The organism is Parasynechococcus sp. (assembly GCF_042954325.1).
Classification (GTDB): domain Bacteria; phylum Cyanobacteriota; class Cyanobacteriia; order PCC-6307; family Cyanobiaceae; genus Parasynechococcus.
The window spans coordinates 29585-51779 of the sequence record NZ_JBGKDS010000095.1; the positions used below are offsets into that span (position 1 = coordinate 29585).

The window sequence follows — 22195 nt, forward strand, 5'->3', positions numbered from 1 at the left end:
CAGGTTGACTGAGTCGCCATGATCGTCCTCCAGATTTCCAATGCCTCTGAAGTTGTGGCCTCGAAGGTCGGGCGATTTTTAGAGCTCCTGACCCCTGATTCAATCGATCACAACGCGGTTGAAGATCAGGTCATTAAAAAACTCGTCGAAAATCTCGCGGCAGAGGGCATCAAAGGCGAAATCGCAGCTGTTCAGGGGGTCGACCTCAGCGGAGATCAGCTGTCTCTGCATGATGGATTGAAGGTGCGTAAAAAAACCAGTTTCTGATTCAGCCGCCGCGATGCGATCCGTTTCAGACCGTGCCCTGATCAGCAGTCGCCGCAATCCACTGGTTCGGCGTTTGCGTCAGTTGTCAACACGACAGGGGCGTCTGGAGGAGGGAAAACTCCTGCTCGAAGGAACCCATCTCCTTCAGGAGGTCTTGGCTGTCGATTCCGGGGCCATCGAGCTGTTTGCCACTGAATCTTGGCTGAGCCGCCATGGTGATTTGTTGGATGGTTTGCCGCGGCAAGCATCCGTCCAGCCGGTCTCTGATGAGGTGCTCAAGGCAGCACTGACAACGGTTAACCCCGATGGTGTGGCCGCCGTGGTCTCCGTCGACATCCTTCCGGATTGCGATCGATCCGCTGATTTTCTGCTTGTGTTGGATCGGCTCCAGGATCCCGGCAACTTGGGTTCACTGCTGCGGACAGCACTGGCCGCAGATGTGCAAACGGTTCTTCTGGCATCCGGTGCCGATCCGCTGAGTCCCAAGGTCTTGCGGGCCTCGGCGGGGGCCATGCTGCGTTTGCCCCATCGTCGGTTCGGTCCAGCGGAGCAGGACGGTATCGATCAGCTGGTGCCTGAGCTCAAGGCTCTGGCCACAGCAGGTGTTCAGGTGGTGGCCACCCTGGTTCCAGAGGCCCAGGGCCCGCTGCAGCCCATGCCCTATTGGGAGCTCGATTGGACCAGGCCGACCGCCCTGGTTCTCGGGACCGAGGGAGCGGGTCTCCATCCCAGCCTTCAGGCCTGCTGTACCCATGCCGTCACCCTGCCGCACAGCTGCAACGTTGAGTCCTTGAATGTGGCTGCAGCCTCGGTTCCTCTCCTCTTGGAACGTCGAAGGGCGACAATGACCGCCACATCGCAGCAGTTCGGGTGAGCGACGCCAGCTTCGACTTCGACGTCATCGTCATCGGTGCCGGCTATGGAGGGTTTGATGCCGCCAAACATGCGGCGGAGCATGGGCTCAGGACGGCGATCATCGAATCCCGAGACATGGGTGGCACCTGCGTCAACCGGGGATGTGTGCCGTCGAAGGCCCTCTTGGCGGCCAGCGGCAAGGTGCGTGAACTCGCCGACGACAAGCACCTCGCCAGCTTTGGCATTCATGCGGCTCCAGTGCGTTTTGAGCGCCAGAAGATTGCGGATCATGCCAATCAGCTGGTTCAAACCATCCGCACCAACCTCACCAAGTCATTGGAGCGAGCTGGTGTGACGATCCTCAGGGGCGTCGGTCGCGTCGAAGGAGCTCAGAAGGTCGGTTTGCGCGAACCCAGTGGTGTGGATCGTGTCCTGTCAGCGAAGGACGTCATTCTGGCCACCGGCTCCGATCCGTTCGTGCCTCCCGGCATCGAAACCGATGGTCGCACCGTGTTTACCAGCGATGAGGCGATCAACCTGGAGTGGTTACCCCGCTGGATCGCGATCATCGGCAGTGGCTACATCGGCCTGGAATTCGCCGACGTCTACACGGCCCTCGGTTGTGAGGTCACGATGATCGAGGCCCTCGATCGGGTGATGCCCACGTTTGACCCGGACATCACCAAAATTGCCCGCCGTCATCTCATTGATGGTCGCGACATCGATGCGCGCTCCGGCCTGCTGGCACGCAAGGTCACCCCTGGTTGCCCCGTCCAGATCGAACTGGCGGATTTCAGCAGCCGTGAGTTGGTCGAAACCCTTGAAGTGGATGCGGTGCTGGTGGCCACGGGCCGTGTTCCCAGCAGCAAGGGATTGAACCTGGAAGCGCTCGGTGTGGAACTCAACCGTGGTTTTGTACCGATCGACGATGCGATGCGAGTGCTGGTGAATGGTCAGCCCGTTCCACATCTTTGGGCCGTCGGTGATGTCACCGGCAAGTTGATGCTCGCCCATACCGCTGCTGCTCAAGGCACGGTGGCGGTCGACAACATTCTTGGGCACGCCAGGACGATCGACTACCGCAGCATTCCTGCAGCCACCTTCACCCATCCTGAGATCAGTTCCGTGGGACTGACCGAGGCGGATGCCAAACAACTCGCGGAGAGCGAGGGTTTTCAGCTGGGAAGTGTGCGCAGCTACTTCAAGGCCAACTCCAAGGCTCTGGCTGAGCTGGACAGTGATGGTCTGATGAAGTTGCTGTTCAACAAGACCAGCGGCGAGGTTCTCGGTGCGCACATCTACGGCCTCCATGCCGCCGATCTGATCCAGGAGGTGGCCAACGCCGTGGCGCGCCGTCAGACCGTTCAGCAACTCTCCACCGAAGTTCACACCCATCCGACCCTCAGCGAGGTCGTCGAAGTGGCTTACAAACAGGCCGCTGCACAGCTTGTGGCCTGACGCCTGCTGGCTGTTCTGATCACGTTTATCCCTTTCGTTTGCTTTTGATGGAGATCCGTCGTCGTCCACCGAATCCCAAGGTTCGCGTAGCGCACCTTGAATACGCGGTTCCCCATGACGAATCCGAACCGCGCAACATTCTTGAAAAGATTGTCTGGGAAAAGGACCGCGAGGTCGAGGTCGCCCGTCAGAAGGTGCCCCTGGAGACCTTGAAGCAGCAGATCAGCTCGCTGCCTCCGACGCGTGATTTCCTTCAGGCTCTTCAAGGGGCGGCGGTCCAGCCCGCCGTGATCGCTGAGGTGAAGAAAGCCAGCCCCAGCAAGGGAGTGATCCGTGAGGATTTCGATCCGGTGGCCATTGCCACGGCCTACGCCGATGGTGGCGCTAGCTGCCTGTCGGTGCTCACCGATAAGACGTTTTTCCAAGGTGGATTCGATGTCTTGATTGCGGTGCGGGAGGCCGTCGCGCTGCCCCTGCTTTGCAAGGAATTCATCCTCAGTCCCTATCAGCTGTTCCAAGCCAGGGCGGCTGGGGCCGATGCGGTGCTGCTCATTGCTGCCATCTTGTCCGACCAGGACTTGCGTTATCTCAACAAAGCGGCGGCGGCCCTTGGCTTGTGCGTCTTGGTGGAAGTCCACGATGCCGCTGAATTGGAGCGCGTCCTCAGCATTGGTGGTTTTCCTCTGATCGGGATCAACAACCGTGATCTCACCACGTTTGAGACCGATCTAGCCACCACGGAACGGCTGATGGCTGAGTTCGCCGATCGTCTCCGCGATCAGAAGGCTCTGTTGGTCAGCGAATCGGGTCTGTTCCAGCGTCAGGACCTTGATCGCGTTGCCTCTGCCGGAGCGGGTGCGGTGCTTGTGGGTGAAGCCCTCATGCGTCAAACGGATGTCAAGACAGCACTCCAGACCCTGATCAAGCCATGAGTCGTGGCTGTCCTGCAGAATCGATGTCTTTGCTGGAGCCATTGTGCTGATCAGCCTCCTCACCGGCTTTGCTGCCGGAGCCGTGCATGTTGTGGGAGGTGCTGACCACTTGGTTGCGATGGCACCGTTCTCGCTGCGTCAGCCTGTGGCGGCCATGCGTTCAGGCTTGGCATGGGGGGCTGGTCATTCCGCTGGGGTAGTGGTTTTAGCCCTGGTTGCGATCGGCCTTAAGGATCTTGCCCACGTGGAGGCAATGTCGTCCTGGGCTGAGTTCCTGGTGGGTGTTGCTCTGCTCGTGGTCGGAGCGCTGGCGATTCGCACGGCCTTCGGTCTTGAGTTGCACACCCATGAACACCGCCACGATGTGGCGACGTCCACGCACCAGCACCTTCACCTCCATGTGCGTGGTCAAAGCAACCACCGTCGTCACCTGCATACGGCCTCAGGTCTTGGCTTGCTGCATGGTCTGGCCGGAGCCAGTCATTTGTTGGCGGTTCTGCCGGCTTTGGCGCTCCCTCCCCATGAAGCCATGGGCTACGTGGGGGCTTATCTGCTGGGCTCCATCGGTGCGATGACTGCCGTTGTGGTGGTGGTGTCTTTTCTCACCGTCCGCAGTGGTGCGCGTCTGTTGCCTGTCCTGGTGGGTTCTGCGGGGGCACTCTCGATCGTTACCGGTGCGATCTGGTTGCACAAGACCTCACCTGCTGTGTTCTGACAGCGTCTCGTCTGGCGGATTCAGCGCAATCTTTCCCACCACGACGCCGATGAGACAGGTCTTGGGGATCAACCCAAGTTGGCGGCTATCAGTGCTCTGATCCGGATTGTCGCCTTCCAACCACAGACCTGAAGCATCCCTTCTGCGGAGCCGTTTGATCAGGCGTATTTCCTTGTTTGTGGGGTGCCAGCTCACCACCACGACTCCAGGCTCCACGTCCGGGCTTGCGCTGGTCAGCGGCCGAACGAGCACCCGGTCACCCGCTTGGAGGGTGGGTCGCATCGATTCTCCCTTCACTTCAATCAGCAGTCGACGGCCACAAAAAAACAGCAGCAGGTCCAAGAAACCTGCTGCTGCAATGGGTGCGTTGTGAGTGCTCAGATTCAGGAGGCGGTCACCCAGGCGTCATTACGACCCTTGGATTGCCAGAACATGCCATGGATCTTTTCGACGGCAGCCATCAGCTCTTCTGCTTTGGCTTGATCGATGTTCACCTTGCAAGCGCTGCAGAGCTTGGCGGCTTTCCAGAACGTGTCGTGGAGGTCGGGGAAGGTGGCCAGATGCTCAGGCTTGAAGTAGTCGGTCCAGAGGATCAGCAATTCCTTCTTGGTCTTCTGAGCTTCCTCTTCTTTGATCGCGACATAGCGACCGAAGGTGTTGTTGTAGGCAGCCAGAGCGGCAGCATCACCGGCAGCCGGGGCCTCCATGGCCTTCAGCTTCTTGGTCATCGACAGAACCGCCTCAGCCGCAACACGGGCGGAGGCGGGGTCGTAGACGCCGCAGGGGCCATCGCAGTGGGCTTCCGCCACAGTGGCGGGAAGGGACCTGACGAAAGCATTAAGAGCCGAGCGCAGCATCGGAATCAACAGAAGTTGGCGTGCGTTGAGCCTAACTGCGGGTCACTTCTTCACGTCGAGCAGTTCGACTTCAAAAATCAGCGTGGCGTTGGGAGGGATCACCCCACCGGCACCGCGGCTGCCATAGGCGAGGTCAGACGGAATGATCAGCTTGCGCTTGCCGCCAATCTTCATGCCCTGGACGCCTTCGTCCCAACCTTTGATCACGCGGCCGGCTCCAAGGGGGAAGCTGAATGGGGTGCCCCGGTCGTAGCTGGCGTCGAACTGGGTGCCGTCTTCCAGAGTCCCGCGGTAATGAACCACGACGGTTTGGCCGGCATTGGCTTCCGCTCCTTCCCCGACGGTCAGGTCGGTGATGCTGAGGCCGCTGGCCGTGAGACGCGTGTCGGCGGCTTCGATGGGACCGCCGAGAGCGGAGGCGTCAGCTTGGTTGGCGTCGGGGGCCATGGCAAAAAGGGTGGGGTTGGGATCGGCTGGATCCAGCTCAAAGCTGGAGCGCTGTGCCGTCTGAGCAGGTTCCGCAGCACGGGTCACCACGGCAGCGGGAGCAGGCGCGGCGTCAACCGTCGACGGTGCCACCACCTGACTCACAAAAGCCAGGAGAAGGCAGAACACACAGATGCTCGAGCTGATCAGGATGTCGCGCACGAAACACACGCAGGGGCTTGAATTCTGCCCTCCAAGTGGCCCTGTTGGGTTTCAGTCCACCCGATTGAGCTGGCGGACCTGTTGTTCGAGGCGATCGATGCGCCCCCGCAGCTCATCCAGCTCCTTTTGGCTGGCCACACCCAAATCCTGCAGCAGGTTGTCGCGGTTGCGTTCCAGATTGCGCTCGGCTTGGACTTCCAGTTCCGGTGTTTCTCCGCGCAGGGCGCGTAGGACGTCGTCCACCAAGGCCGAGGCCTGATTGGGGTCAAGACGCCCACTGCTGACCCAGGATTGGCTGACCCCCTTCAGTCGCTCTGCCACAAGAGAGGTTGTACCGAGGCCACGCAACAGGAGTTGTTGGATCGGATTCGCGCTGTCCATGTCGGGTTGGCATCGGCCTGTGGCCAGGATGCCGGGGTCACCAACCACTGACCATGGGAGATCTCCGACTGCCGCCCCTCTGGCGAGCGCTCCTCGGTGGCGGCTTGGCTGGTTTGGCTCCGGCGGCTGCCGGGCCTCTCACCTTGATTCCTGGCCTGATCCTGTTGTGGACCGTGTCCAGTCGCCCCCGTCTGGCGGCCCTCTGGGGCGGTCTTGCCGTGCTGGTGAGTCACCGCTGGCTGTTGGGTTTGCATCCGCTGACCTGGATGGGCGTCCCTGCTCTGCTGAGTCTTCCGATCGCGGTTGGTCTTCTGCTCATTTGCAGCCTGTTGGCTGCTGGGTTGTTGATGGTTTGGGCTCAGATAGGACGCTGGCTGGACGGGCGCGTTCGTCCGCTGGCCCAGGCGTTGCTGTTGGCGTTGTTGTGGGGATGTGCCGAGGTGTGGCTGTCTGGCTCACCGCTGTTTTGGATCGGCCTCGGTGGCAGTGTGCTTCCGATCGATCCCTGGTTGGCGGCGCTGGCCCGATGGATTGGCGCCGGGGGCTTGACGGTGCTGCTGCTGATCTGGGCATGGTTGATCGTCAGGCGTCAGCTGTTGTTGGCTGTCCTGACCTTGGCCCTCGGCCATGGTCTGGGGGCGTGGTTGCTCAGTCAGCCTGTTCCTCAGGTTGGATCGCTCGACCTGGCGCTCTGGCAGCCCTCGATTCCCACACGGGAGAAGTTTTCGGTGGAGCGCCAACGGCGATTCCCGGAGGCCTTGCAGGCGGCTCTGGACAAGGCCGCCGCCGCCGATGTGTCCTGGCTGGTTGCTCCTGAAGGAACGCTGCCATCGGCATGGCGGACTGGACTTTCAGACATGTCACCGCCGTTATTGAGCGGTGGTTTCCGCCAGGTTCGCGGCCAACTCAGGAGCAGTCTGCTGATGCTGCAGCCGGGCGGATCGTCCCGACCGCAGCCTCTGTTGGACAAACACCGTCTGGTGCCGATTGGCGAGTGGTTGCCCACCGGCCTGACGGCCGGTCTCTCCGCTGTGGGTGGCCTTCAGCCCGGTTCTCCATCTCGACTGGTCGATGGAGTGACGCCCTCGTTCGCCTTGGCCATCTGTTACGAGATCAGTGATGGGCATGCCCTGGCAGAGGCGTCAGCCCAGGGCGCCCAATGGCTGTTGACCTTGGCCAACCTCGACCCCTATCCCCTGCAACTGCAGCGTCAGTTCCTGGCGCTCAGCCAGTTGCGGGCGTTGGAAACGGGTCGCGATCTGGTGTCCGTCGGCAACACAGGTCCCACGGCGTTGGTGCGGTCCGATGGGTCGATGGAACAGCTGCTTCCTCCCGGGCGAGAGGGGGTCGCCAAGGCCACCGTTCAGCTCCATGGGCAGACCACTCCCTACAGCCGCTGGCCTGATGGTCCGTTGCTGTTGATGGTTCCTCTGCTACTTCTGCTGGAGCGGGTTCAGGCCTCCCGTTGAATCAGGCCTCCACCAAGGACGGTGTCGCCTGCATAAAACACGGCGGCTTGGCCTGGGGTAATTGAGAACTGGTCGTCTGCAAACACCAAGTGGCAGCGATGCGGACGCTCCCTGGCACGGTCGTCATCCGTCGGCTCCACTGGGGTGAGTTCGGCCGCGATGGGTGCGCTTCGGTAGCGGACCTGAACCTCAACCTTCATGGTTGAGCTGGGTGGATCAATCGACACCCAGTTGACGGCCCCGACGGTGCAGTGACGTCGGCCGGCATCGGCTCTCGGGGCCACGATCACGCGATTCATCGCCGCATCGAGACGGATCACATGCAGCGGTTCTTTCCAGGCCACTCCGAGGCCGCGGCGCTGGCCGATTGTGAAATGTTCAATGCCGTCATGGGTGCCAACGACGGTGCCATCGGCCAGGGCGATCTCACCATCGCGGGGGGGTAAGAACGTGTCGAGAAAAGCCCGCATCGATCCGTAGTGATCGGCGAGGCAGAGATCCTGACTTTCCGGTTTATCGGCGGTGCGCAGGCCAAAGCGAGCGGCCTCCAGGCGTGTGTCGGGTTTGGTCAGTTCGCCGAGGGGGAAGACGATGCGTCCCAGAACCGCTTGTGGGAGGTCGTAGAGGAAATAGCTCTGGTCTTTGTTGCGATCCACTCCACGCAGCAATTGATTCCGTCCATCGGGGCCGCCGTGGCGGGTGCGGGCGTAGTGCCCCGTGGCGATGCGCTCGAGCTGACGCTCTTGTTCAGCCCAGGCCACCATCGGCCCGAATTTGACCGAACGATTGCATTGCGAGCAGGGCAGCGGTGTGATGCCATCGCGATAGCCCGTCACCAGTCGTTCGACGATTTCCTGCTGAAAGGTCTCCCGGGTGTCCACCACGTGGTGCTCAATGCCCAGCTGCTCACAGATGCCAGCTGCATCCACCAGACCTTCGGCGCAGCATGCCCCTTTACCACTCATCAGCCAAAGGGTGAGGCCTTCCACATGCCAGCCCGCTTCCACCAGCAGGGCGGCTGTGAGTGAGCTGTCCACTCCGCCGGAGAGCCCGACGGCGACGCGGTGGTCTCCTGGCCACTGGCGCAGTCGCTCCAGGGCAGCCCTGCCGGCGGCGGTGGGTGATGCACTGGTGACCATGGGCGTCAAGTTGGCGTTGCTTCCATAGTGAGATCCCGCCGACATCGTCGTGAACTGGCCTCCGGTGGATCCTGACCACCTCCTGGTGGATGCAGCCCAGATGCAGGGGTTGGAAGAGCAGCTTTTTGCCAGCGGTCTGCCGCAAGCAGCCCTGATGGAGAAGGTGGGTCAGGCGATGAGCCAACGCTTGCTGCAGGAGCCCCACGGTCTGCAATCGGGGGTTGTGGTGTTGGCGGGGCCAGGCCACAACGGCGGTGATGGTCTGGTGGTGGCTAGGGAGTTGTTTCTCCGCGGGATTTCGGTGCGGATCTGGTGTCCGTTTGCGTCCCGAAAACCGCTGACGGAGGCCCACCTCCGTCACCTGCTCTGGTTGGGTGTGGCGTGCGGCGATGAACAGCCGGATCCACGGGGACCACAACTCTGGCTCGATGCCTTGTTCGGCCTTGGGCAAACACGCCCGTTGCCTGCAGCCCTTGAAAGATTGTTGTCGGAGCGCGCCGCTAAGCGCCCCAACGCGCTGGTCAGTCTTGATGTGCCATCTGGGCTGTGTTCTGACAGCGGACGTCCGTTGGGTGCTGTGGCGGCGACAGCGCGGTTGACGCTCTGTGTGGGTCTGATCAAGCAGGGACTTTGCTTGGATCCAGCGCTGCCGTTTGTCGGTGCCTTGGAGCGCATCGACCTCGGTCTGGCTGAAGCGCAGATCCAGGCTTTGGCGGCTGGACAGCCAAGGCGTTTTGATGCGTCGGATCTGTCCTCGCTGCCGGTTCCCCGTCCATCGCGGATCGCGATGAAATATCAACGCGGCAGGCTGCTTGTGATCGCTGGCAGTGAGGGGTATCCCGGTGCCGGGCGTCTGTGCTTACAAGGTGCCTTGGCCAGTGGCTGCGGCAGTGTGCAGGCAGCGCTTCCTGCCGTTTTGGCGAAGCAGCTGTGGTTGGTGCATCCGGAGGTGGTTCCGTTTGCTGGATCGGATGGAGGCTGTCTGGATCGGTTGGATGCTGTGGTCTTCGGGCCTGGTTTGGGAGGAGATGGCCGTGTTTGGGACGCCTGGAAGCACCAGTTGCAGGCCTTCTCCGGTCTGTTGGTCTTGGATGCCGATGGCTTGAATGCGCTCGCTTCAGATCCAGGGGGTTGGCGGTGGCTGTTGGAGCGAGCGGGCCCGACCTGGTTGACCCCTCATCAGGCGGAATTCAGCCGTTTGTTCCCTGACCTGGTGCATGACACGACGCTGATGGCGGCTCAACAGGCGGCTCGACTGAGCGGCACGGTCGTCCTCTACAAAGGAGCCCACACCGTGATCGCAGATTCCCACTGTCCTCCAATGGTTCTTGATGGAACCTCCGCGTGTGTTGCCCGGACAGGCCTCGGGGATGTTCTCGCAGGATTTGCTGCCGGATGGGGAGCTCTGTCGAGATCTGCGGGGATGCCCTTGGGACACTCGGCTTTGGCGGCGGCGGCTCTCCTGCATGCAGCGGCCGCTCAAGGCTCAGAAGCAGGGCATGCCAGCGCCATTGCTGAGCACCTGACCTGCGTTACCCAAAAATTATTGAAGCGCGATCAATATTTTGAAACTAAGATTTGATCACTTCAATTTGTGTCGAATGTTGCTTGTCATTGACAAGGCTTTCGAGATGTCAGCATTCCAATATCTGTTGAGGGCAACTTTCTAATGTTGCGATTTCCTCGTTCAAATCTGAAAGGTTGCTAAAAGCACTTCGGATTTTCGATTGCCCATAAGAAAGTCATTGCACCTTGATCGACGGGTGCCATGGTCTCCTCCGCAGCAAAGCCCCTCGACAGCCAGCGTCGGCGGAACAGTGATCCGGTGAGTTGGTACCTGAGCACGATTGGGCGAATACCTCTGCTGACGCCTGCAGAGGAGATCGAACTGGGCAATCAGGTCCAAGCCATGATGCAGTTCACCGAAGATGGCTCCCGCGAAATCGACGAAGCGTCATTGACGACCAAGGATCGTCGGATGCTCCGGATCGGACGCCGTGCCAAGGAGCGGATGATGAAGGCCAATCTGCGCCTAGTTGTCAGTGTTGCCAAGAAATATCAAGGAAAGGGTCTCGAACTTCTGGATCTGATTCAGGAAGGTTCACTCGGACTTGAGCGGGCTGTCGAAAAGTTTGACCCCACCCGGGGTTACAAATTTTCGACCTACGCCTTCTGGTGGATTCGCCAGAGCATGACCCGTGCAATCGCTTGTCAGTCCAGAACCATCCGATTGCCTGTTCATCTGAGCGAGCGCCTCACCACGATTCGCAAGGTCAGTCTTGACCTTGCCCACAAGCTCGGGGCGATGCCAAGCCGGGTTGAGATCGCCGAAGCGATGGATATCCCGCTTGAGGAGCTCGATTCACTCCTGCGTCAGGCCTTAACCACCAGCAGCCTTGACGCCCCCGTCAACGGCGAAGAAGGTCGAAGCTTTCTTGGTGATCTGATTGCCGACTCCAGCCTCGATGAGCCCCTGGACGTGGTTGAGCAGCGGATTTATCACGAGCAACTCGGACGTTGGCTGAGCCACCTCAGTGAACAGGAGCAGCATGTCCTTCGGCTCCGTTTCGGCCTTGAGGGCAATGAACGTCACACCCTTGCTGAAATCGGTCGCCTGATGGAGGTGTCCCGTGAACGAGTGCGTCAGGTGGAGCTCAAGGCCCTACGCAAACTGCGCAATCTCACCCGACGCCTGCCCAGCGGAATCTGAGCGCGATGCTCAGTCTTCCGCCCAGATGTAACGGGTGAGTTCCGAAGGATCGGGCTCGGGTGCGGATAGGGCGAAATCAACGCAATCTTCGACGATGGCGTTGATTTCCTTTTCAATCCCCCTGAGTTCGTCGCTGGACGTCAAGCCGGCCTCGGTGAGGTCCTTTTCCAGGGCCTTGAGTGGATCGCGTTTCGCCCAGAACTGTTTTTCCTCTTCGGCGCGCAGTTCGTCAGGGTCGGCGAGGGAGTGGCCGCGGAAGCGATAGGTCAGGCATTCGAGCAGGGTCGGCCCTTCGCCAGCACGCGCCCGGGCCACCGCTCGTTCCGCAGCCGCACGGACTGCCAAAACGTCCATGCCGTCGACCTCTTCACCGGCCATGCCGAAGGAACTGGCCTTGCGCCAGATCTCTGGATCGCTGGTGGCACGATCGTGGGCCATGCCGATGGCCCACTTGTTGTTTTCGACCACAAAGATGATCGGCAGCGTCCAGAGTTGAGCCATGTTCAGGCACTCGAAAAACTGCCCGTTGTTGCAGGTGCCGTCACCGAAGAAGGCTGCCGTCACGGCATCGCTGGAGGCATCGCCTAGGGCATCGCGCTTGTAGCGGCTGGTGAAGGCAGAACCCAGAGCCACGGGAATGCCTTCGGCGATGAAGGCAAAGCCACCGAGAAGGTGATGCTCCTTTGAAAACAGGTGCATGGATCCGCCACGACCCTTGCTGCACCCGGTGGCTTTGCCGAACAATTCACTCATCACCTCGCGGGCTGGTACGCCAGCGCTCAGGGCATGAACGTGGTCGCGGTAGGTGCTGCAAAACCAGTCGTGCTGGCGCTTCATTGCGCCGATCACACCGGTGCTGACCGCTTCCTGCCCGTTGTACAGGTGGACGAAGCCAAACATTTTGCCGCGGTAGTACATCTCCGCGCACTTGTCTTCAAAGCGACGACCGAGGGTCATATCTCGGTACAGCTCAAGTCCGGTGTCCCGAGTCACGGTTGCCCGTTGGGTCGTGACCAGCTTGGACAGACGCTCAGCGTGAGGGCCAGCTCCGGTCATTGAACTCAGTTGAGCGGACTCGACCGCCAGGTCCTGACCCATGACCATCGTCATTACAGGGTCTAACTGTAAGGGCCAAAGGACAGGGCTTAGGCAAAACCCCTGACACTGACTAAAGTTCGCAGCTAATGCTTGTGGTGTTGGTGGATCTGCCCATCGATCATTTCCGACTGTTGGGCGTCAGTCCGTCTGCCAATCCTGACGCGATTCTGCGCAAACTTCAGGCCCGGGCTGATGCCCCCCCTGACCAGGGATTCACCCACGACGTGCTCAGGCAAAGGGATGAATTGCTGCGGCGCTCCGCCGATCTCCTTGTCGATCCCGTCAGCCGAGGCGATTACGAGTCCACGTTGCTGGAGCTGAGCGAATCGCATCCAGGCGACACCGTTGGTTTGGATCTGTCACCGAGCCATGAAGTGGCTGGCTTGATTCTGCTGTGGGAAGCCCATGCTGCCCTCGAAACCTTCCATTTGGTTCGCCAGGCCTTGCAGCCGCCTCAGGCTCCAGCGCTCGGCAGCAGCAGGGAAGCGGATCTAACCCTGCTGGCAGCCCTCGCTTGCCGTGATGCTGCGATCGATGAACAGCGCCAACGCCGCTACGAAACCGCCGCCCATGTGCTGAAGGAGGGGATCGAACTGCAGATCAGGATGGGCAAACTTCCTGATCAACAGTCCCAGCTTCAGCAGGAGCTTGAAGCGCTGACGCCCTATCGGATTCTGGATCTGGTGAGTCGGGATCTTGCCGAACAGGACGCGCATCAACAGGGTCTGGTGCTGCTCGACAAGCTGGTGGTCGATCGCGGCGGCCTGGAGGGCGGTGACGAGGCCAGTCCTGCAGCGTCGGGACTGTCCCAGGCTGATTTTGAGCCATTTTTCAAGCAGATTCGGCGCTTTCTCACGGTTCAAGAGCAGATCGATCTGTTCGGCCGTTGGTTCGATCAAGGGTCCATGGAAGCGGGCTGCCTTTCTGTTTTTGCCTTGACGGCCGCAGGGTTCTCACGGCGCAAGCCGGAGCGCCTTGAGGAGGCGAGGGACCGACTGGTCACCCTGTCGGCACCTGATCTCGATCCGATGCCGATGCTCGGTTGCCTCGATCTGTTGCTGGGCAACGTGGCAGAGGCGAGTCGACATTTCTCAGACCTGCGCAGCCCTGAACTGCTGGACTGGTTCGCCAACCATCAAGGGGATCAGCTCGCGGCTCAATGCGAGTACTGCCGGGCTTGGCTTGAGCGGGATGTTCTGCCGGGATATCGCGATGTCGAAGCCACCGGCATTGATCTGGATGCATGGTTTGCTGATCGTGATGTTCAGGCCTATGTCGACCGACTGGATCGACAGGCTTCGAGGCGCAGTGGCTCTGAAGACGTTGAGCCTCATCAAGTCGGCTTTGGGTTGACTGATCTCTGGACCCCCGCTGAAGCCACCGCGGATCCGCCCCTTGATCTCCCTGATCAGGACAGTGGCTTCAGTCCACGCTGGGCTGAGGCGGTTCAACGTTGGTTGGAGCGCGGCCGCGACGGGTTGAGTCGGCGAACGGTGCAAGCCAGTGGTGGTGCATTGGTGGTGGCCGGGCTTGCGTTGGTTCTGATCGCTCCATGGCGTTCCGGTGAACCCTCGCAAACGGATGTCGAACCCCCTGCACCGGAGCGTGAGCAGATCGCATCCTCTGAGCTTCCGCCTCCGGTCAAGCCCCCTCTCAAGGCTGAGCTGCGGACGCCAGTGGCTTTTGCGCCGGTAACCGACGATCAGCCCAGCCTCCAGCAGCTTCAGGCCATGGTTCAGGCCTGGCTGGATGCCAAAGCACTGGCGTTGTCTGGTGATCCAGCGGATCTCAGCGAGATCGCCCGCGAGCGTTTGCAGAAGCGCGTGGTCGATGAGCGTGCGGAGGATGCAGCGGCCGGCCATCGTCAGTTGATCGAAGCCATGGTCACGTCAGCTGAACCGGTGAGTGCCGCTGCGAATCGCATTGAGATCCGGGCTCAAATTGAGTACAAGGACCGAACCATTGATGGGGATGGTGACGTGGTCGATCAGACCGCTCCCACCGCATTCACCATCCGCTATGTCTTCGGACGTGATGGTCAGCAGTGGAAGCTGCACGAATACATCGCAGATCGCTGAGCCTTCGGGAGAGGGCACTTTTACGATCAACCCACTGAACTTTCAGCAACGCCTCCATGTTCGACGAGCTGTCAGCCCGCTTTGAAGATGCGGTCAAGGGGCTGAGAGGCCAGGACAAGATCAGCGATACCAACATCGATGCGGCCCTCAAGGACGTCCGTCGGGCTCTTTTGGATGCTGACGTCAGCCTGCCGGTGGTGAAGGACTTCGTCGCCGATGTGCGGGAGAAGGCTGTCGGCGCTGAGGTGGTGCGTGGCGTTAATCCTGATCAGAAGTTCATCCAGGTTGTCCACGAACAACTGGTGGAGGTGATGGGCGGGGATAACGCGCCTCTGGCCAAGGCCGATCAAGCTCCGACCGTCGTCTTGATGGCCGGTCTGCAGGGTGCGGGTAAAACCACAGCCACCGCCAAACTCGGACTGCATCTCAAGGATCAGGGCCGTCGTGCCTTGATGGTTGGTGCCGATGTCTATCGCCCCGCGGCGATTGAACAGCTCAAGACCCTGGGTGGTCAGATCGGCGTTGAGGTGTTCAGTCTTGGTGCCCAGGCCAAGCCGGAGGACATTGCTGCAGCGGGTCTGGCCAAGGCCAGGGATGAGGGCTTCGACACCCTGTTGGTGGACACCGCCGGCCGTCTTCAGATTGACGAAGACATGATGGAAGAAATGGTGCGGATCCGCACCGCTGTGCAGCCGGATGAGGTGCTGCTGGTGGTGGATTCGATGATCGGCCAGGAAGCGGCCGAGCTCACCCGCGCCTTCCATGACCAGGTGGGCATCACCGGTGCCGTTCTCACCAAATTGGACGGTGATTCGCGGGGTGGTGCGGCGCTGTCCATCCGCAAGGTCAGCGGTCAACCGATCAAGTTCATCGGTACCGGCGAAAAGGTGGAAGCCCTTCAGCCGTTCCATCCCGAGCGGATGGCCAGCCGGATCCTCGGCATGGGCGATGTGTTGACGCTGGTCGAGAAGGCTCAGAAGGAGGTCGAGCTCGCCGACGTCGAGAAGATGCAGAAAAAGCTGCAGGAAGCCACTTTCGATTTCTCAGACTTCCTCCAGCAGATGCGTTTGATCAAGCGCATGGGTTCGTTGGGAGGGCTGATGAAAATGATTCCCGGCATGAACAAAATCGACGACGGGATGCTGCAGCAGGGTGAGCAGCAGCTCAAGCGCATCGAGGCGATGATCGGCTCGATGACAGTGGCTGAACGCAATCAGCCCGAGCTGTTGGCGTCTCAGCCTTCGCGTCGTCGTCGCATTGCCTCTGGCTCCGGTCATAGCGCTGCTGAGGTCGACAAAGTGCTGGCTGATTTCCAGAAGATGCGCGGCTTTATGCAGCAGATGTCCCGTGGTGGCATGCCCGGGATGGGCGGAATGCCTGGAATGCCCGGAATGCCTGGGATGGGCGGAATGCCTGGGATGCCCGGGATGGGTGGCATGCCAGGTGGGATGCCCCGCGGTGGTGGTGGTGCCCCTCCTCGACGTCAGCGTCCCGTCAAGAAGAGAAAGGGATTCGGAGAGCTCTAGTCACACCGCCAGGTATGGTGGTTGTTTGGCAGTGACATTCACTGCCGGAACGTCAACACCCCTTTACTCCCAGGCCACGATGATCAAGCTCCGCCTGAAGCGGTTCGGCAAGAAGCGGGAAGCGAGCTTCCGCCTCGTGGCCTGCAACAGCACCTCCCGCCGGGATGGCCGTCCGCTGCAGGAGCTGGGCTTTTACAACCCCCGCACCAAAGAGACCCGTCTCGACACCGAGGCGATCCGTGAGCGCCTCGGCCAGGGTGCCCAGCCCACCGATGTGGTGCGCACCCTCCTCGAGCGGGGTGGTCTGCTCGAGAAAACCATTCGTCCGGCAGAGACGATCGGCAAGGTGAAGCAGGCTGCGAAGCGTGAAGCCGACGCCAAGCAAGCTGCCAAGGAAGCCGCGGAAGCCAAAGCTGCTGCTGAAGCTGAAGCCAAGGCTGCCGAAGGCGACGCCGCCGAATCCACCGAATCCTGATCAACGAAGTGTCTGACGACGGCGATCTCGGCCGCTTCGTTCTCGACCTTCCTGATCCCGATGCCGCCCTCGCTCTGGCTGGGGAAGCGGAAGCCACCCTGCATCGCCTTGAAGCCCTGACAGGGGCTTCGTTGGTGTTGCGGGGTCTTCAATTGGTGATCACCGGTCGCTCCTCGCAGATCGAGCGAGCTGCCGCTGTTGTTGAACTGGTCCGTCCGATCTGGAGAGAAGGTCAGGCCGTGTCGACGGTTGATCTCCAGTCGGCACTTGGTGCCTTGAACACTGGCCGCGGTGAGGATCATGCGGCGATGGGAGAGCAGGTTCTGGCTCGGAGTCAAAAGGGCAACCTGCTGCGCCCGAGAACCCTTCGCCAGAAGCGGTATGTCGATGCGATGGAGCGTCACGATCTCACCTTTGCCCTTGGTCCTGCAGGCACTGGGAAAACGTTCTTGGCCACGGTTCTGGCCGTGCGCATGCTCACCGAGCGCAAGGTGGAACGTCTTGTTCTGACACGACCCGCCGTCGAGGCCGGCGAGCGACTGGGCTTTCTGCCAGGAGATCTGCAGCAGAAAGTTGATCCCTACCTGAGGCCGTTGTACGACGCGCTGCATTCCCTCCTCGGCGCCGAGAAAACCACGGTGCTCCTCGAAAAGGGCGTGATTGAGGTGGCCCCCTTGGCCTACATGCGTGGCCGTACCCTCAGCGATGCCTTCGTCATCCTCGATGAAGCCCAGAACACCACCCCGGCGCAGATGCGGATGGTGCTGACCCGACTGGGGGAACGATCGCGGATGGTGGTCACCGGCGACATCACCCAGGTTGATCTGGCCCCAGGACAGCTCAGCGGTCTGGTGGAAGCCTCCGAGGTCCTCGATGGCGTCGAAGGCGTTTCGGTGTGTCGTCTCACATCCGCTGATGTGGTGCGGCACCCTCTGGTGCAGCGGGTGGTTGAGGCCTACGCCAAGCGTGACGAACGCAAGGGAGATGAACGCAAGACTCCCAAGCCACGCCATCGATAGGGAGATCCGCACAGAGCGCCTCCCCAAGGCCTTGTCATCACTGGCAAAGTGTTTCTAGTGATCTGTGTTCTGGTCAACATGCCAGCCAGCAGTAATTTCCAAGAGGCCATCCGCGAGGCGCAGTCCAGCGCCCTGGTCGGCCCCAATGTTGTCAACAAGGCCCTGCCCTATGTGGGTGGAGGCATGGTGCTAACCGCCGGCGGAGTGCTGGGTGGGATGGCGACCATGGCATCGATCGGCTACTCAGCCTTCAACGGCCTGTCCATGGTTGCGATCATTCCATGGTTCATCCTGTTCTTTGTTGCCCAGAACGCAGCAAATAAGGCCAACAACGGTACAGCTTTGCCGCTGATGGCCACGTTCAGCCTGCTCACCGGTTTCACCCTCACCGGTCTAGTGGTTCAGGCCATTGCGGTGGCAGGCGCTGCATCGATCGGCATCGCCGCACTGGCCACGGGGATCACCTTCGCGATGGCCTCCGTGTTCGGACGCCGCATGAGTGAAAGCGTTGGTCAGGCTCTTACCTCTGTGGTCAGCCTTGGCTTGATTGGCCTGCTCGTCGCCATGGTTGGCATTTTCGTTGCCAGTTTCTTTATCCCTGGTCTTTACGCTGCAACCAACCTGGCTATCGCCGGGTTCGGAACCATTTTGTTTGTGGGAATGGCTTTCGTGGACTTCTACACGATGCCCCGGACCTACGGCGATGATCAGTACCTGGCAGGGGCTCTGAGCATGTATCTCACCTACATCAACCTGTTCATCTTTATCCTGCGTTTCATCATTGCTATCCAAGGTGGTGGTCGTCGGGATTAATTCATCCCCTTTAAACGTAATGATTGCCCTGGTTTGTCCAGGGCTTTTTTGTTGTCGAGCTAGTCGTCAGCAACGGCATAGACGCTGTCGCAGATGGCACCGCGCTGTTCCGCGTCGTAGCCCCATTTGCTGAGGAAGGCGGCATCCTCCCCTTGGTTGGTGAGTGCCGCTTCCAGCAATTGTTCCAGGCGCTCTTTCACCAGACTGGGTTCCAACAACCGCAGTAGCTCCGTGCAACGGGCGCTCACCCGTTCGGAACCAGCTTGTTGAGCCGCATCGTTGTTGCGCCGGTGGGCGACGCCCATGGCCGTACTCATGGCCAGATTGCGCACGCTCAGATCCACGACCCCCGCTCCGGCCTGTCGCAACTGTCCGACGACAGCATCGGGAAGACGGTCCATCAGGGCACTGTCCCCGGCAAGGCTCACCACAAAGAAGCCCCTGGCGCCATCCCGGCTCATCACAATTTCGCCGATGCGATCGGCCAGCACTTCATCGCTGATTTCCTCGTTGTCCCACTGCTGAAGCCAGGAGGCTGTGATTTCCATCGCCTGCTGGAAGCTGGGCTGCTGATTTGCCATGGCCACGCCACGCTTCTGACGCCAGGCTATGGGCAGGTCCGCACCGCTTCATGGCCACTTCAGATCGTCATGATCTGCACCTCCGTCTTCCTGAGGGGCATTGGCAGGCGTTGCAGAGCCATGTCGCTCGCACCGGAGAGAGTGCCAGTGCTGTGATCCGCAAAGCCCTGGCGGATTATCTCGATCTGGAGCATCACACCCTTTGGCAGTTGTCCACGTCAACGGCTGTTGTGGAAGGTGTGTTTGGTGGTGTCCTGCAGGTCAAGGATCTTGCCGATCACGGTGACTTCGGCATCGGTACCTTTGAGCAGCTGGATGGCGAGGGGATCCTGCTGGATGGTGAGTGCTGGCAGGCCAGGGCGGATGGGCGGCTCAGCCGAGCTCCGGCCGACGAAGGCATTCCCTTCTGGATCGCCACTCATTTTCAGAGCGAGCGACAAGTCAGTCTCGCGGAGGTGATCTCCCTTGAGGATCTCGGCCAGCGTCTGGATCCCTATCGACCCAGTGCCAATTTATTTGTGGCAATCCGGATCACTGGGCTGTTTCAGGAGGTGTTGGTCCGATCGGTCTCTCGTGTGGAGCAGGGGGGAACCTTGCTGGAGGCGGCCCGTGCGCAGGCGACGTTCTCGCATCGCAATCTGCGTGGGTGCCTGCTGGGGTTTTGGAGTCCGACCCATGCCAGCAGCCTCAATATTCCTGGGTATCACCTCCATTTCATCTCTGATGATCGTTGCCATGGTGGACACCTCCTCGATCTGAAGGCCAGCGATCTAACCGTGGACATCGATTTGCAGTCGAACCTTCGTCTGGCGCTGCCCGAGACCCGTGAGTTCCTCATGGCTGACCTCAGTGCTGATCCAAGAGCTGCGTTGAATGAGGCTGAAACGAAGGGAGGACAGTGAGCGCGCAGACTGAATCCATGCTTTCAACTCCGCTGCCCGAGGACTACCGCTCTGGTTTCGTCGCCTTGATCGGTCGCCCCAACGTGGGCAAATCCACCTTGGTGAATCAGTTGGTCGGCCAGAAGGTGGCCATCACCTCTCCGGTGGCACAAACCACGCGCAATCGTTTACGCGCCATCCTCACCACAGAGGTGGCACAGATGGTGCTGGTGGATACGCCGGGGATTCATAAACCCCACCATTTGCTGGGCGAACGGCTGGTGAAGAGCGCTCGCAGCGCGATCGGGGAAGTCGATTTGGTGGTGCTGCTTTTAGAAGGCTGTGAACGGCCGGGTCGCGGAGATGCTTTCATCGTCAATCTGCTCCGCCAGCAGTCCTTACCGGTGCTGGTCGCACTGAACAAATGGGACAAAGTTGCTCCCGAGCATGAAGCGGCCGCTGAAGAGGCCTATGCCGAGCTTTTGGAGAACACCGGCTGGCCCGTTCATCGCTGCAGCGCCTTGTCCGGGGACGGCTGTCCGGACCTCACCGCCGAGATGGCGGCCCAGTTGCCGCCTGGTCCGCAGCTTTATCCACCTGACATGGTCTGCGATCAGCCCGAGAGAATTCTCTTGGGTGAATTGATCCGCGAACAGGTGCTTTTGCACACCCGTGAGGAGGTTCCCCACAGCGTGGCGGTCACCATTGATCGCGTGGAGGAGATGCCGGCCCAAGGCAAGGGTGCCGCCCGCACCGCAGTTCTTGCCACTGTGCTGGTGGAGCGCAAAAGCCAAAAAGGCATCCTGATCGGCAAAGGTGGCGCCATGCTCAAAACCATCGGCCAAGGGGCGCGGTTGCAGATGCAGACCTTGATCGATGGTCCGGTTTACCTCGAGTTGTTTGTCAAGGTGGTGCCCGATTGGCGGAGTAAACCCGCCCGGCTCAATGAGCTTGGCTACAGCGAGTCCGGTCGGTAGCCCCAGGCTGCGGTTGCGCAGTGTGCACTGACCCTGAGCAGGGTCAACATGGCCGTTGTGGGTTGCATGTGTAGCGCTTGAGCGACCCTCTCACGCGTGTCCCATCTGGCTTGGGCGCTCATTCCATCCGAATCATGTTGGGCATTCCAACAACGCTTGCGAAGGTCACGATCGCCTCTGCAGGTTCAGCTCCCTTGTTGGTGACGTAGTGAGGTTCATCGGGGTGGCCTTCCAGGAATCCATCGCCTGGGCTGACAAGAGTCACAACCTCGACGCCGTTGACCAGTCGAACATTGGTGATCACGCCTTTCATCACGACAACGACAACCGGTGATGGGTGGATGTGCAGGGGGATTGTTGCTCCAACTGGAAGGGTCACCCGATACATCCTCATTTCAGGAGTACCGGACGGATAGGCCACCACCCTGTCTCCAGGGGTGCGATTGCCCTTGAACAGCTGCTCAAGGGCAGGTTGAGGTGCGGCCTGAGCAGGGCCTGCCATCAGCAAAAGCCCTGCGATTAAGGCAGACAGTTTCACGAGCATGGTTTGTGTCCTTTGCACGGGGGGCTGTCCGTTACCACCTACCAGTTTCGATGCATCAAGATGGGATGTCAGCAATCTCAACGCTCCCATCATTGCCATGACAGTGGGAATGTTTGCGGAAATTAGTTGAGTAAGGGAAGCAATAGCCAAGTTCCATTGCGTTGAGCTCTTCTTCGGCCAGGTACAGGTTGCGAGTGAAGTGGCAGTGGTTGTCGCTGTCGCAAACCATGAACTGACCATCCTGGGTGCGTTTGATCGAGGAGCCCTGCGGTGTCTGAACAATCAAGCCAGGTGTCGACATGATGTTGTCTTGAGGCCTTTCTGTACTGGCTGAGGTTGTGGATGATTGGTCGTATCAAAACGAACCAATTGAAGAAAGCATCCGCATTCGTTTCCTTGGTCGGTAGACCTCTTGCGGAATGGCGGAGTCCTATAAAAAATCGAAGCGATCGTCATCGTCGTCCCCTTCCGTGGATTGCATCCACAGTGCCGACAGTGGAACGACAAAGCAGATGGCCAAGACGAATTCCATAGTCCTAAAACGGATAGAGAGGAGTGTGCTCGAAGAAAAGTGCTTGTGTATGTGTCAGTTATGTCCAATCACGCGAGGCAGTGGTTTTTGATACCAAATATCGGATCTTTGAGTACTTGCGCTTAATCTACGAATCTGGTCGGTATTGATACGAATGGAAGCCCCTGTTGTTCGCCTGTTTTCAGTTTTGATGTGATTGTTTGATGAATTGCTTCGGAATGATTCTGAGTTTTGCCGCTT

24 protein-coding genes are annotated in these 22195 nt (G+C 60.1%); 15 read left to right on the forward strand and 9 right to left on the reverse strand.

What is annotated here, in order from left to right; all coding sequences use genetic code 11:
• The first annotated feature begins 18 nt into the window (after positions 1 to 18).
• The 5 genes from ACGVKB_RS11750 to ACGVKB_RS11770 are packed head-to-tail and all read left to right on the forward strand — an operon-like array spanning position 19 to position 4227.
• Positions 19 to 267 carry a hypothetical protein gene (locus ACGVKB_RS11750; RefSeq protein WP_392351913.1) on the forward strand — a complete coding sequence of 83 codons (249 nt, stop codon included), beginning with the start codon at positions 19 to 21 and terminating at the stop codon, positions 265 to 267.
• Between the two features lie 13 nt (positions 268 to 280).
• Complete coding sequence (locus ACGVKB_RS11755) at positions 281 to 1141, forward strand: TrmH family RNA methyltransferase (RefSeq protein ID WP_392351914.1); 861 nt, start codon at positions 281 to 283, stop codon at positions 1139 to 1141.
• A complete protein-coding gene (gene lpdA, locus ACGVKB_RS11760; protein WP_392351915.1) occupies positions 1138 to 2580 on the forward strand; it encodes a dihydrolipoyl dehydrogenase in 1443 nt (480 codons plus the stop codon). The genes ACGVKB_RS11755 and lpdA overlap by 4 nt, the downstream gene beginning before the upstream one ends.
• A gap of 47 nt (positions 2581 to 2627) precedes the next feature.
• Entirely contained in the window at positions 2628 to 3512 is an 885-nt protein-coding gene (gene trpC / locus ACGVKB_RS11765; RefSeq protein WP_392351916.1) for an indole-3-glycerol phosphate synthase TrpC, read from the forward strand.
• A gap of 43 nt (positions 3513 to 3555) precedes the next feature.
• Positions 3556 to 4227 (forward strand): hydantoin utilization protein A, encoded by a 672-nt coding sequence (locus ACGVKB_RS11770; RefSeq protein ID WP_392351917.1) that lies wholly within the window; start codon positions 3556 to 3558, stop codon positions 4225 to 4227.
• Here the strand turns inward: ACGVKB_RS11770 and sodX are convergent.
• The 4 genes from sodX to ACGVKB_RS11790 are packed head-to-tail and all read right to left on the reverse strand — an operon-like array spanning position 4210 to position 6113.
• Complete coding sequence (gene sodX / locus ACGVKB_RS11775; protein WP_392351918.1) at positions 4210 to 4569, reverse strand: nickel-type superoxide dismutase maturation protease; 360 nt, start codon at positions 4567 to 4569, stop codon at positions 4210 to 4212. The two genes, ACGVKB_RS11770 and sodX, sit on opposite strands and share 18 nt — an antisense overlap.
• A gap of 41 nt (positions 4570 to 4610) precedes the next feature.
• Positions 4611 to 5084: a superoxide dismutase, Ni gene (gene sodN / locus ACGVKB_RS11780; RefSeq protein ID WP_392351919.1), complete on the reverse strand. Its 474-nt coding sequence runs from the start codon at positions 5082 to 5084 to the stop codon at positions 4611 to 4613.
• 42 nt (positions 5085 to 5126) lie between these two features.
• On the reverse strand, positions 5127 to 5732 hold the full coding sequence (locus ACGVKB_RS11785; RefSeq protein WP_392351920.1) for an FKBP-type peptidyl-prolyl cis-trans isomerase: 606 nt from the start codon (positions 5730 to 5732) through the stop codon (positions 5127 to 5129).
• A 51-nt stretch (positions 5733 to 5783) separates the two neighbouring features.
• Positions 5784 to 6113 carry a phasin family protein gene (locus ACGVKB_RS11790; protein WP_392351921.1) on the reverse strand — a complete coding sequence of 110 codons (330 nt, stop codon included), beginning with the start codon at positions 6111 to 6113 and terminating at the stop codon, positions 5784 to 5786.
• A gap of 53 nt (positions 6114 to 6166) precedes the next feature.
• Between ACGVKB_RS11790 and ACGVKB_RS11795 the strand changes: the two genes are divergently transcribed.
• On the forward strand, positions 6167 to 7582 hold the full coding sequence (locus tag ACGVKB_RS11795) for an apolipoprotein N-acyltransferase (protein WP_392351922.1): 1416 nt from the start codon (positions 6167 to 6169) through the stop codon (positions 7580 to 7582).
• Here the strand turns inward: ACGVKB_RS11795 and mnmA are convergent.
• Positions 7567 to 8721: a tRNA 2-thiouridine(34) synthase MnmA gene (gene mnmA / locus ACGVKB_RS11800; RefSeq protein ID WP_392351939.1), complete on the reverse strand. Its 1155-nt coding sequence runs from the start codon at positions 8719 to 8721 to the stop codon at positions 7567 to 7569. The two genes, ACGVKB_RS11795 and mnmA, sit on opposite strands and share 16 nt — an antisense overlap.
• A gap of 49 nt (positions 8722 to 8770) precedes the next feature.
• Between mnmA and ACGVKB_RS11805 the strand changes: the two genes are divergently transcribed.
• Positions 8771 to 10303, forward strand: a complete 1533-nt coding sequence (locus tag ACGVKB_RS11805; RefSeq protein ID WP_392351923.1) for an NAD(P)H-hydrate dehydratase — start codon at positions 8771 to 8773, stop codon at positions 10301 to 10303.
• Positions 10304 to 10489: 186 nt separating this feature from the next.
• Complete coding sequence (locus tag ACGVKB_RS11810) at positions 10490 to 11431, forward strand: RpoD/SigA family RNA polymerase sigma factor (protein ID WP_392351924.1); 942 nt, start codon at positions 10490 to 10492, stop codon at positions 11429 to 11431.
• Positions 11432 to 11440: 9 nt separating this feature from the next.
• Here ACGVKB_RS11810 and pdhA read toward each other — a convergent pair whose 3' ends face one another.
• The gene (gene pdhA / locus ACGVKB_RS11815) at positions 11441 to 12529 is read right to left on the reverse strand and encodes a pyruvate dehydrogenase (acetyl-transferring) E1 component subunit alpha (protein ID WP_392351925.1); all 1089 of its coding nucleotides are present in this window, start codon (positions 12527 to 12529) and stop codon (positions 11441 to 11443) included.
• 101 nt (positions 12530 to 12630) lie between these two features.
• On the opposite strand from pdhA, the gene ACGVKB_RS11820 reads away from it, so the two are divergent.
• From ACGVKB_RS11820 to ACGVKB_RS11840, 5 genes are all read left to right on the forward strand, one after another.
• Positions 12631 to 14607 carry an ARC6/PARC6 family protein gene (locus ACGVKB_RS11820; protein ID WP_392351926.1) on the forward strand — a complete coding sequence of 659 codons (1977 nt, stop codon included), beginning with the start codon at positions 12631 to 12633 and terminating at the stop codon, positions 14605 to 14607.
• 56 nt (positions 14608 to 14663) lie between these two features.
• Positions 14664 to 16133, forward strand: coding sequence for a signal recognition particle protein (gene ffh, locus ACGVKB_RS11825; RefSeq protein WP_392351927.1), 1470 nt, complete (start codon positions 14664 to 14666; stop codon positions 16131 to 16133).
• Positions 16134 to 16212: 79 nt separating this feature from the next.
• A complete protein-coding gene (gene rpsP / locus ACGVKB_RS11830) occupies positions 16213 to 16608 on the forward strand; it encodes a 30S ribosomal protein S16 (protein ID WP_392351928.1) in 396 nt (131 codons plus the stop codon).
• 8 nt (positions 16609 to 16616) lie between these two features.
• Positions 16617 to 17627 carry a PhoH family protein gene (locus tag ACGVKB_RS11835; protein ID WP_392351929.1) on the forward strand — a complete coding sequence of 337 codons (1011 nt, stop codon included), beginning with the start codon at positions 16617 to 16619 and terminating at the stop codon, positions 17625 to 17627.
• Between the two features lie 78 nt (positions 17628 to 17705).
• Complete coding sequence (locus tag ACGVKB_RS11840) at positions 17706 to 18440, forward strand: Bax inhibitor-1 family protein (protein ID WP_392351930.1); 735 nt, start codon at positions 17706 to 17708, stop codon at positions 18438 to 18440.
• Positions 18441 to 18499: 59 nt separating this feature from the next.
• Here ACGVKB_RS11840 and ACGVKB_RS11845 read toward each other — a convergent pair whose 3' ends face one another.
• Positions 18500 to 19021 (reverse strand): hypothetical protein, encoded by a 522-nt coding sequence (locus tag ACGVKB_RS11845; RefSeq protein ID WP_392351931.1) that lies wholly within the window; start codon positions 19019 to 19021, stop codon positions 18500 to 18502.
• 50 nt (positions 19022 to 19071) lie between these two features.
• On the opposite strand from ACGVKB_RS11845, the gene budA reads away from it, so the two are divergent.
• A complete protein-coding gene (gene budA / locus ACGVKB_RS11850) occupies positions 19072 to 19923 on the forward strand; it encodes an acetolactate decarboxylase (protein WP_392351932.1) in 852 nt (283 codons plus the stop codon).
• Between the two features lie 17 nt (positions 19924 to 19940).
• Positions 19941 to 20879 carry a GTPase Era gene (gene era / locus ACGVKB_RS11855; RefSeq protein ID WP_392351933.1) on the forward strand — a complete coding sequence of 313 codons (939 nt, stop codon included), beginning with the start codon at positions 19941 to 19943 and terminating at the stop codon, positions 20877 to 20879.
• Positions 20880 to 20997: 118 nt separating this feature from the next.
• Here era and ACGVKB_RS11860 read toward each other — a convergent pair whose 3' ends face one another.
• Positions 20998 to 21663: a cupin domain-containing protein gene (locus ACGVKB_RS11860; protein ID WP_392351934.1), complete on the reverse strand. Its 666-nt coding sequence runs from the start codon at positions 21661 to 21663 to the stop codon at positions 20998 to 21000.
• A 346-nt stretch (positions 21664 to 22009) separates the two neighbouring features.
• The coding region (locus ACGVKB_RS11865; RefSeq protein WP_392351935.1) for a hypothetical protein at positions 22010 to 22195 on the reverse strand (186 nt) is incomplete at its 5' end.

What these genes read in the sequence shown, in the direction of transcription:
- ACGVKB_RS11750 (WP_392351913.1), top strand. Translation starts at nt 19, where the DNA reads ATGATCGTCCTCCAGATTTCCAATGCCTCTGAAGTTGTGGCCTCGAAG.
- ACGVKB_RS11755 (WP_392351914.1), top strand. Translation starts at nt 281, where the DNA reads ATGCGATCCGTTTCAGACCGTGCCCTGATCAGCAGTCGCCGCAATCCA.
- trpC (WP_392351916.1), top strand. Translation starts at nt 2,628, where the DNA reads ATGGAGATCCGTCGTCGTCCACCGAATCCCAAGGTTCGCGTAGCGCAC.
- sodN (WP_392351919.1), bottom strand. Translation starts at nt 5,084, where the DNA reads ATGCTGCGCTCGGCTCTTAATGCTTTCGTCAGGTCCCTTCCCGCCACT.
- ACGVKB_RS11790 (WP_392351921.1), bottom strand. Translation starts at nt 6,113, where the DNA reads ATGGACAGCGCGAATCCGATCCAACAACTCCTGTTGCGTGGCCTCGGT.
- ACGVKB_RS11795 (WP_392351922.1), top strand. Translation starts at nt 6,167, where the DNA reads ATGGGAGATCTCCGACTGCCGCCCCTCTGGCGAGCGCTCCTCGGTGGC.
- mnmA (WP_392351939.1), bottom strand. Translation starts at nt 8,721, where the DNA reads ATGGTCACCAGTGCATCACCCACCGCCGCCGGCAGGGCTGCCCTGGAG.
- ACGVKB_RS11810 (WP_392351924.1), top strand. Translation starts at nt 10,490, where the DNA reads ATGGTCTCCTCCGCAGCAAAGCCCCTCGACAGCCAGCGTCGGCGGAAC.
- pdhA (WP_392351925.1), bottom strand. Translation starts at nt 12,529, where the DNA reads ATGGGTCAGGACCTGGCGGTCGAGTCCGCTCAACTGAGTTCAATGACC.
- ffh (WP_392351927.1), top strand. Translation starts at nt 14,664, where the DNA reads ATGTTCGACGAGCTGTCAGCCCGCTTTGAAGATGCGGTCAAGGGGCTG.
- rpsP (WP_392351928.1), top strand. Translation starts at nt 16,213, where the DNA reads ATGATCAAGCTCCGCCTGAAGCGGTTCGGCAAGAAGCGGGAAGCGAGC.
- ACGVKB_RS11840 (WP_392351930.1), top strand. Translation starts at nt 17,706, where the DNA reads ATGCCAGCCAGCAGTAATTTCCAAGAGGCCATCCGCGAGGCGCAGTCC.
- ACGVKB_RS11845 (WP_392351931.1), bottom strand. Translation starts at nt 19,021, where the DNA reads ATGGCAAATCAGCAGCCCAGCTTCCAGCAGGCGATGGAAATCACAGCC.
- budA (WP_392351932.1), top strand. Translation starts at nt 19,072, where the DNA reads ATGGCCACTTCAGATCGTCATGATCTGCACCTCCGTCTTCCTGAGGGG.
- era (WP_392351933.1), top strand. Translation starts at nt 19,941, where the DNA reads ATGCTTTCAACTCCGCTGCCCGAGGACTACCGCTCTGGTTTCGTCGCC.
- ACGVKB_RS11860 (WP_392351934.1), bottom strand. Translation starts at nt 21,663, where the DNA reads ATGGTCAGTTCATGGTTTGCGACAGCGACAACCACTGCCACTTCACTC.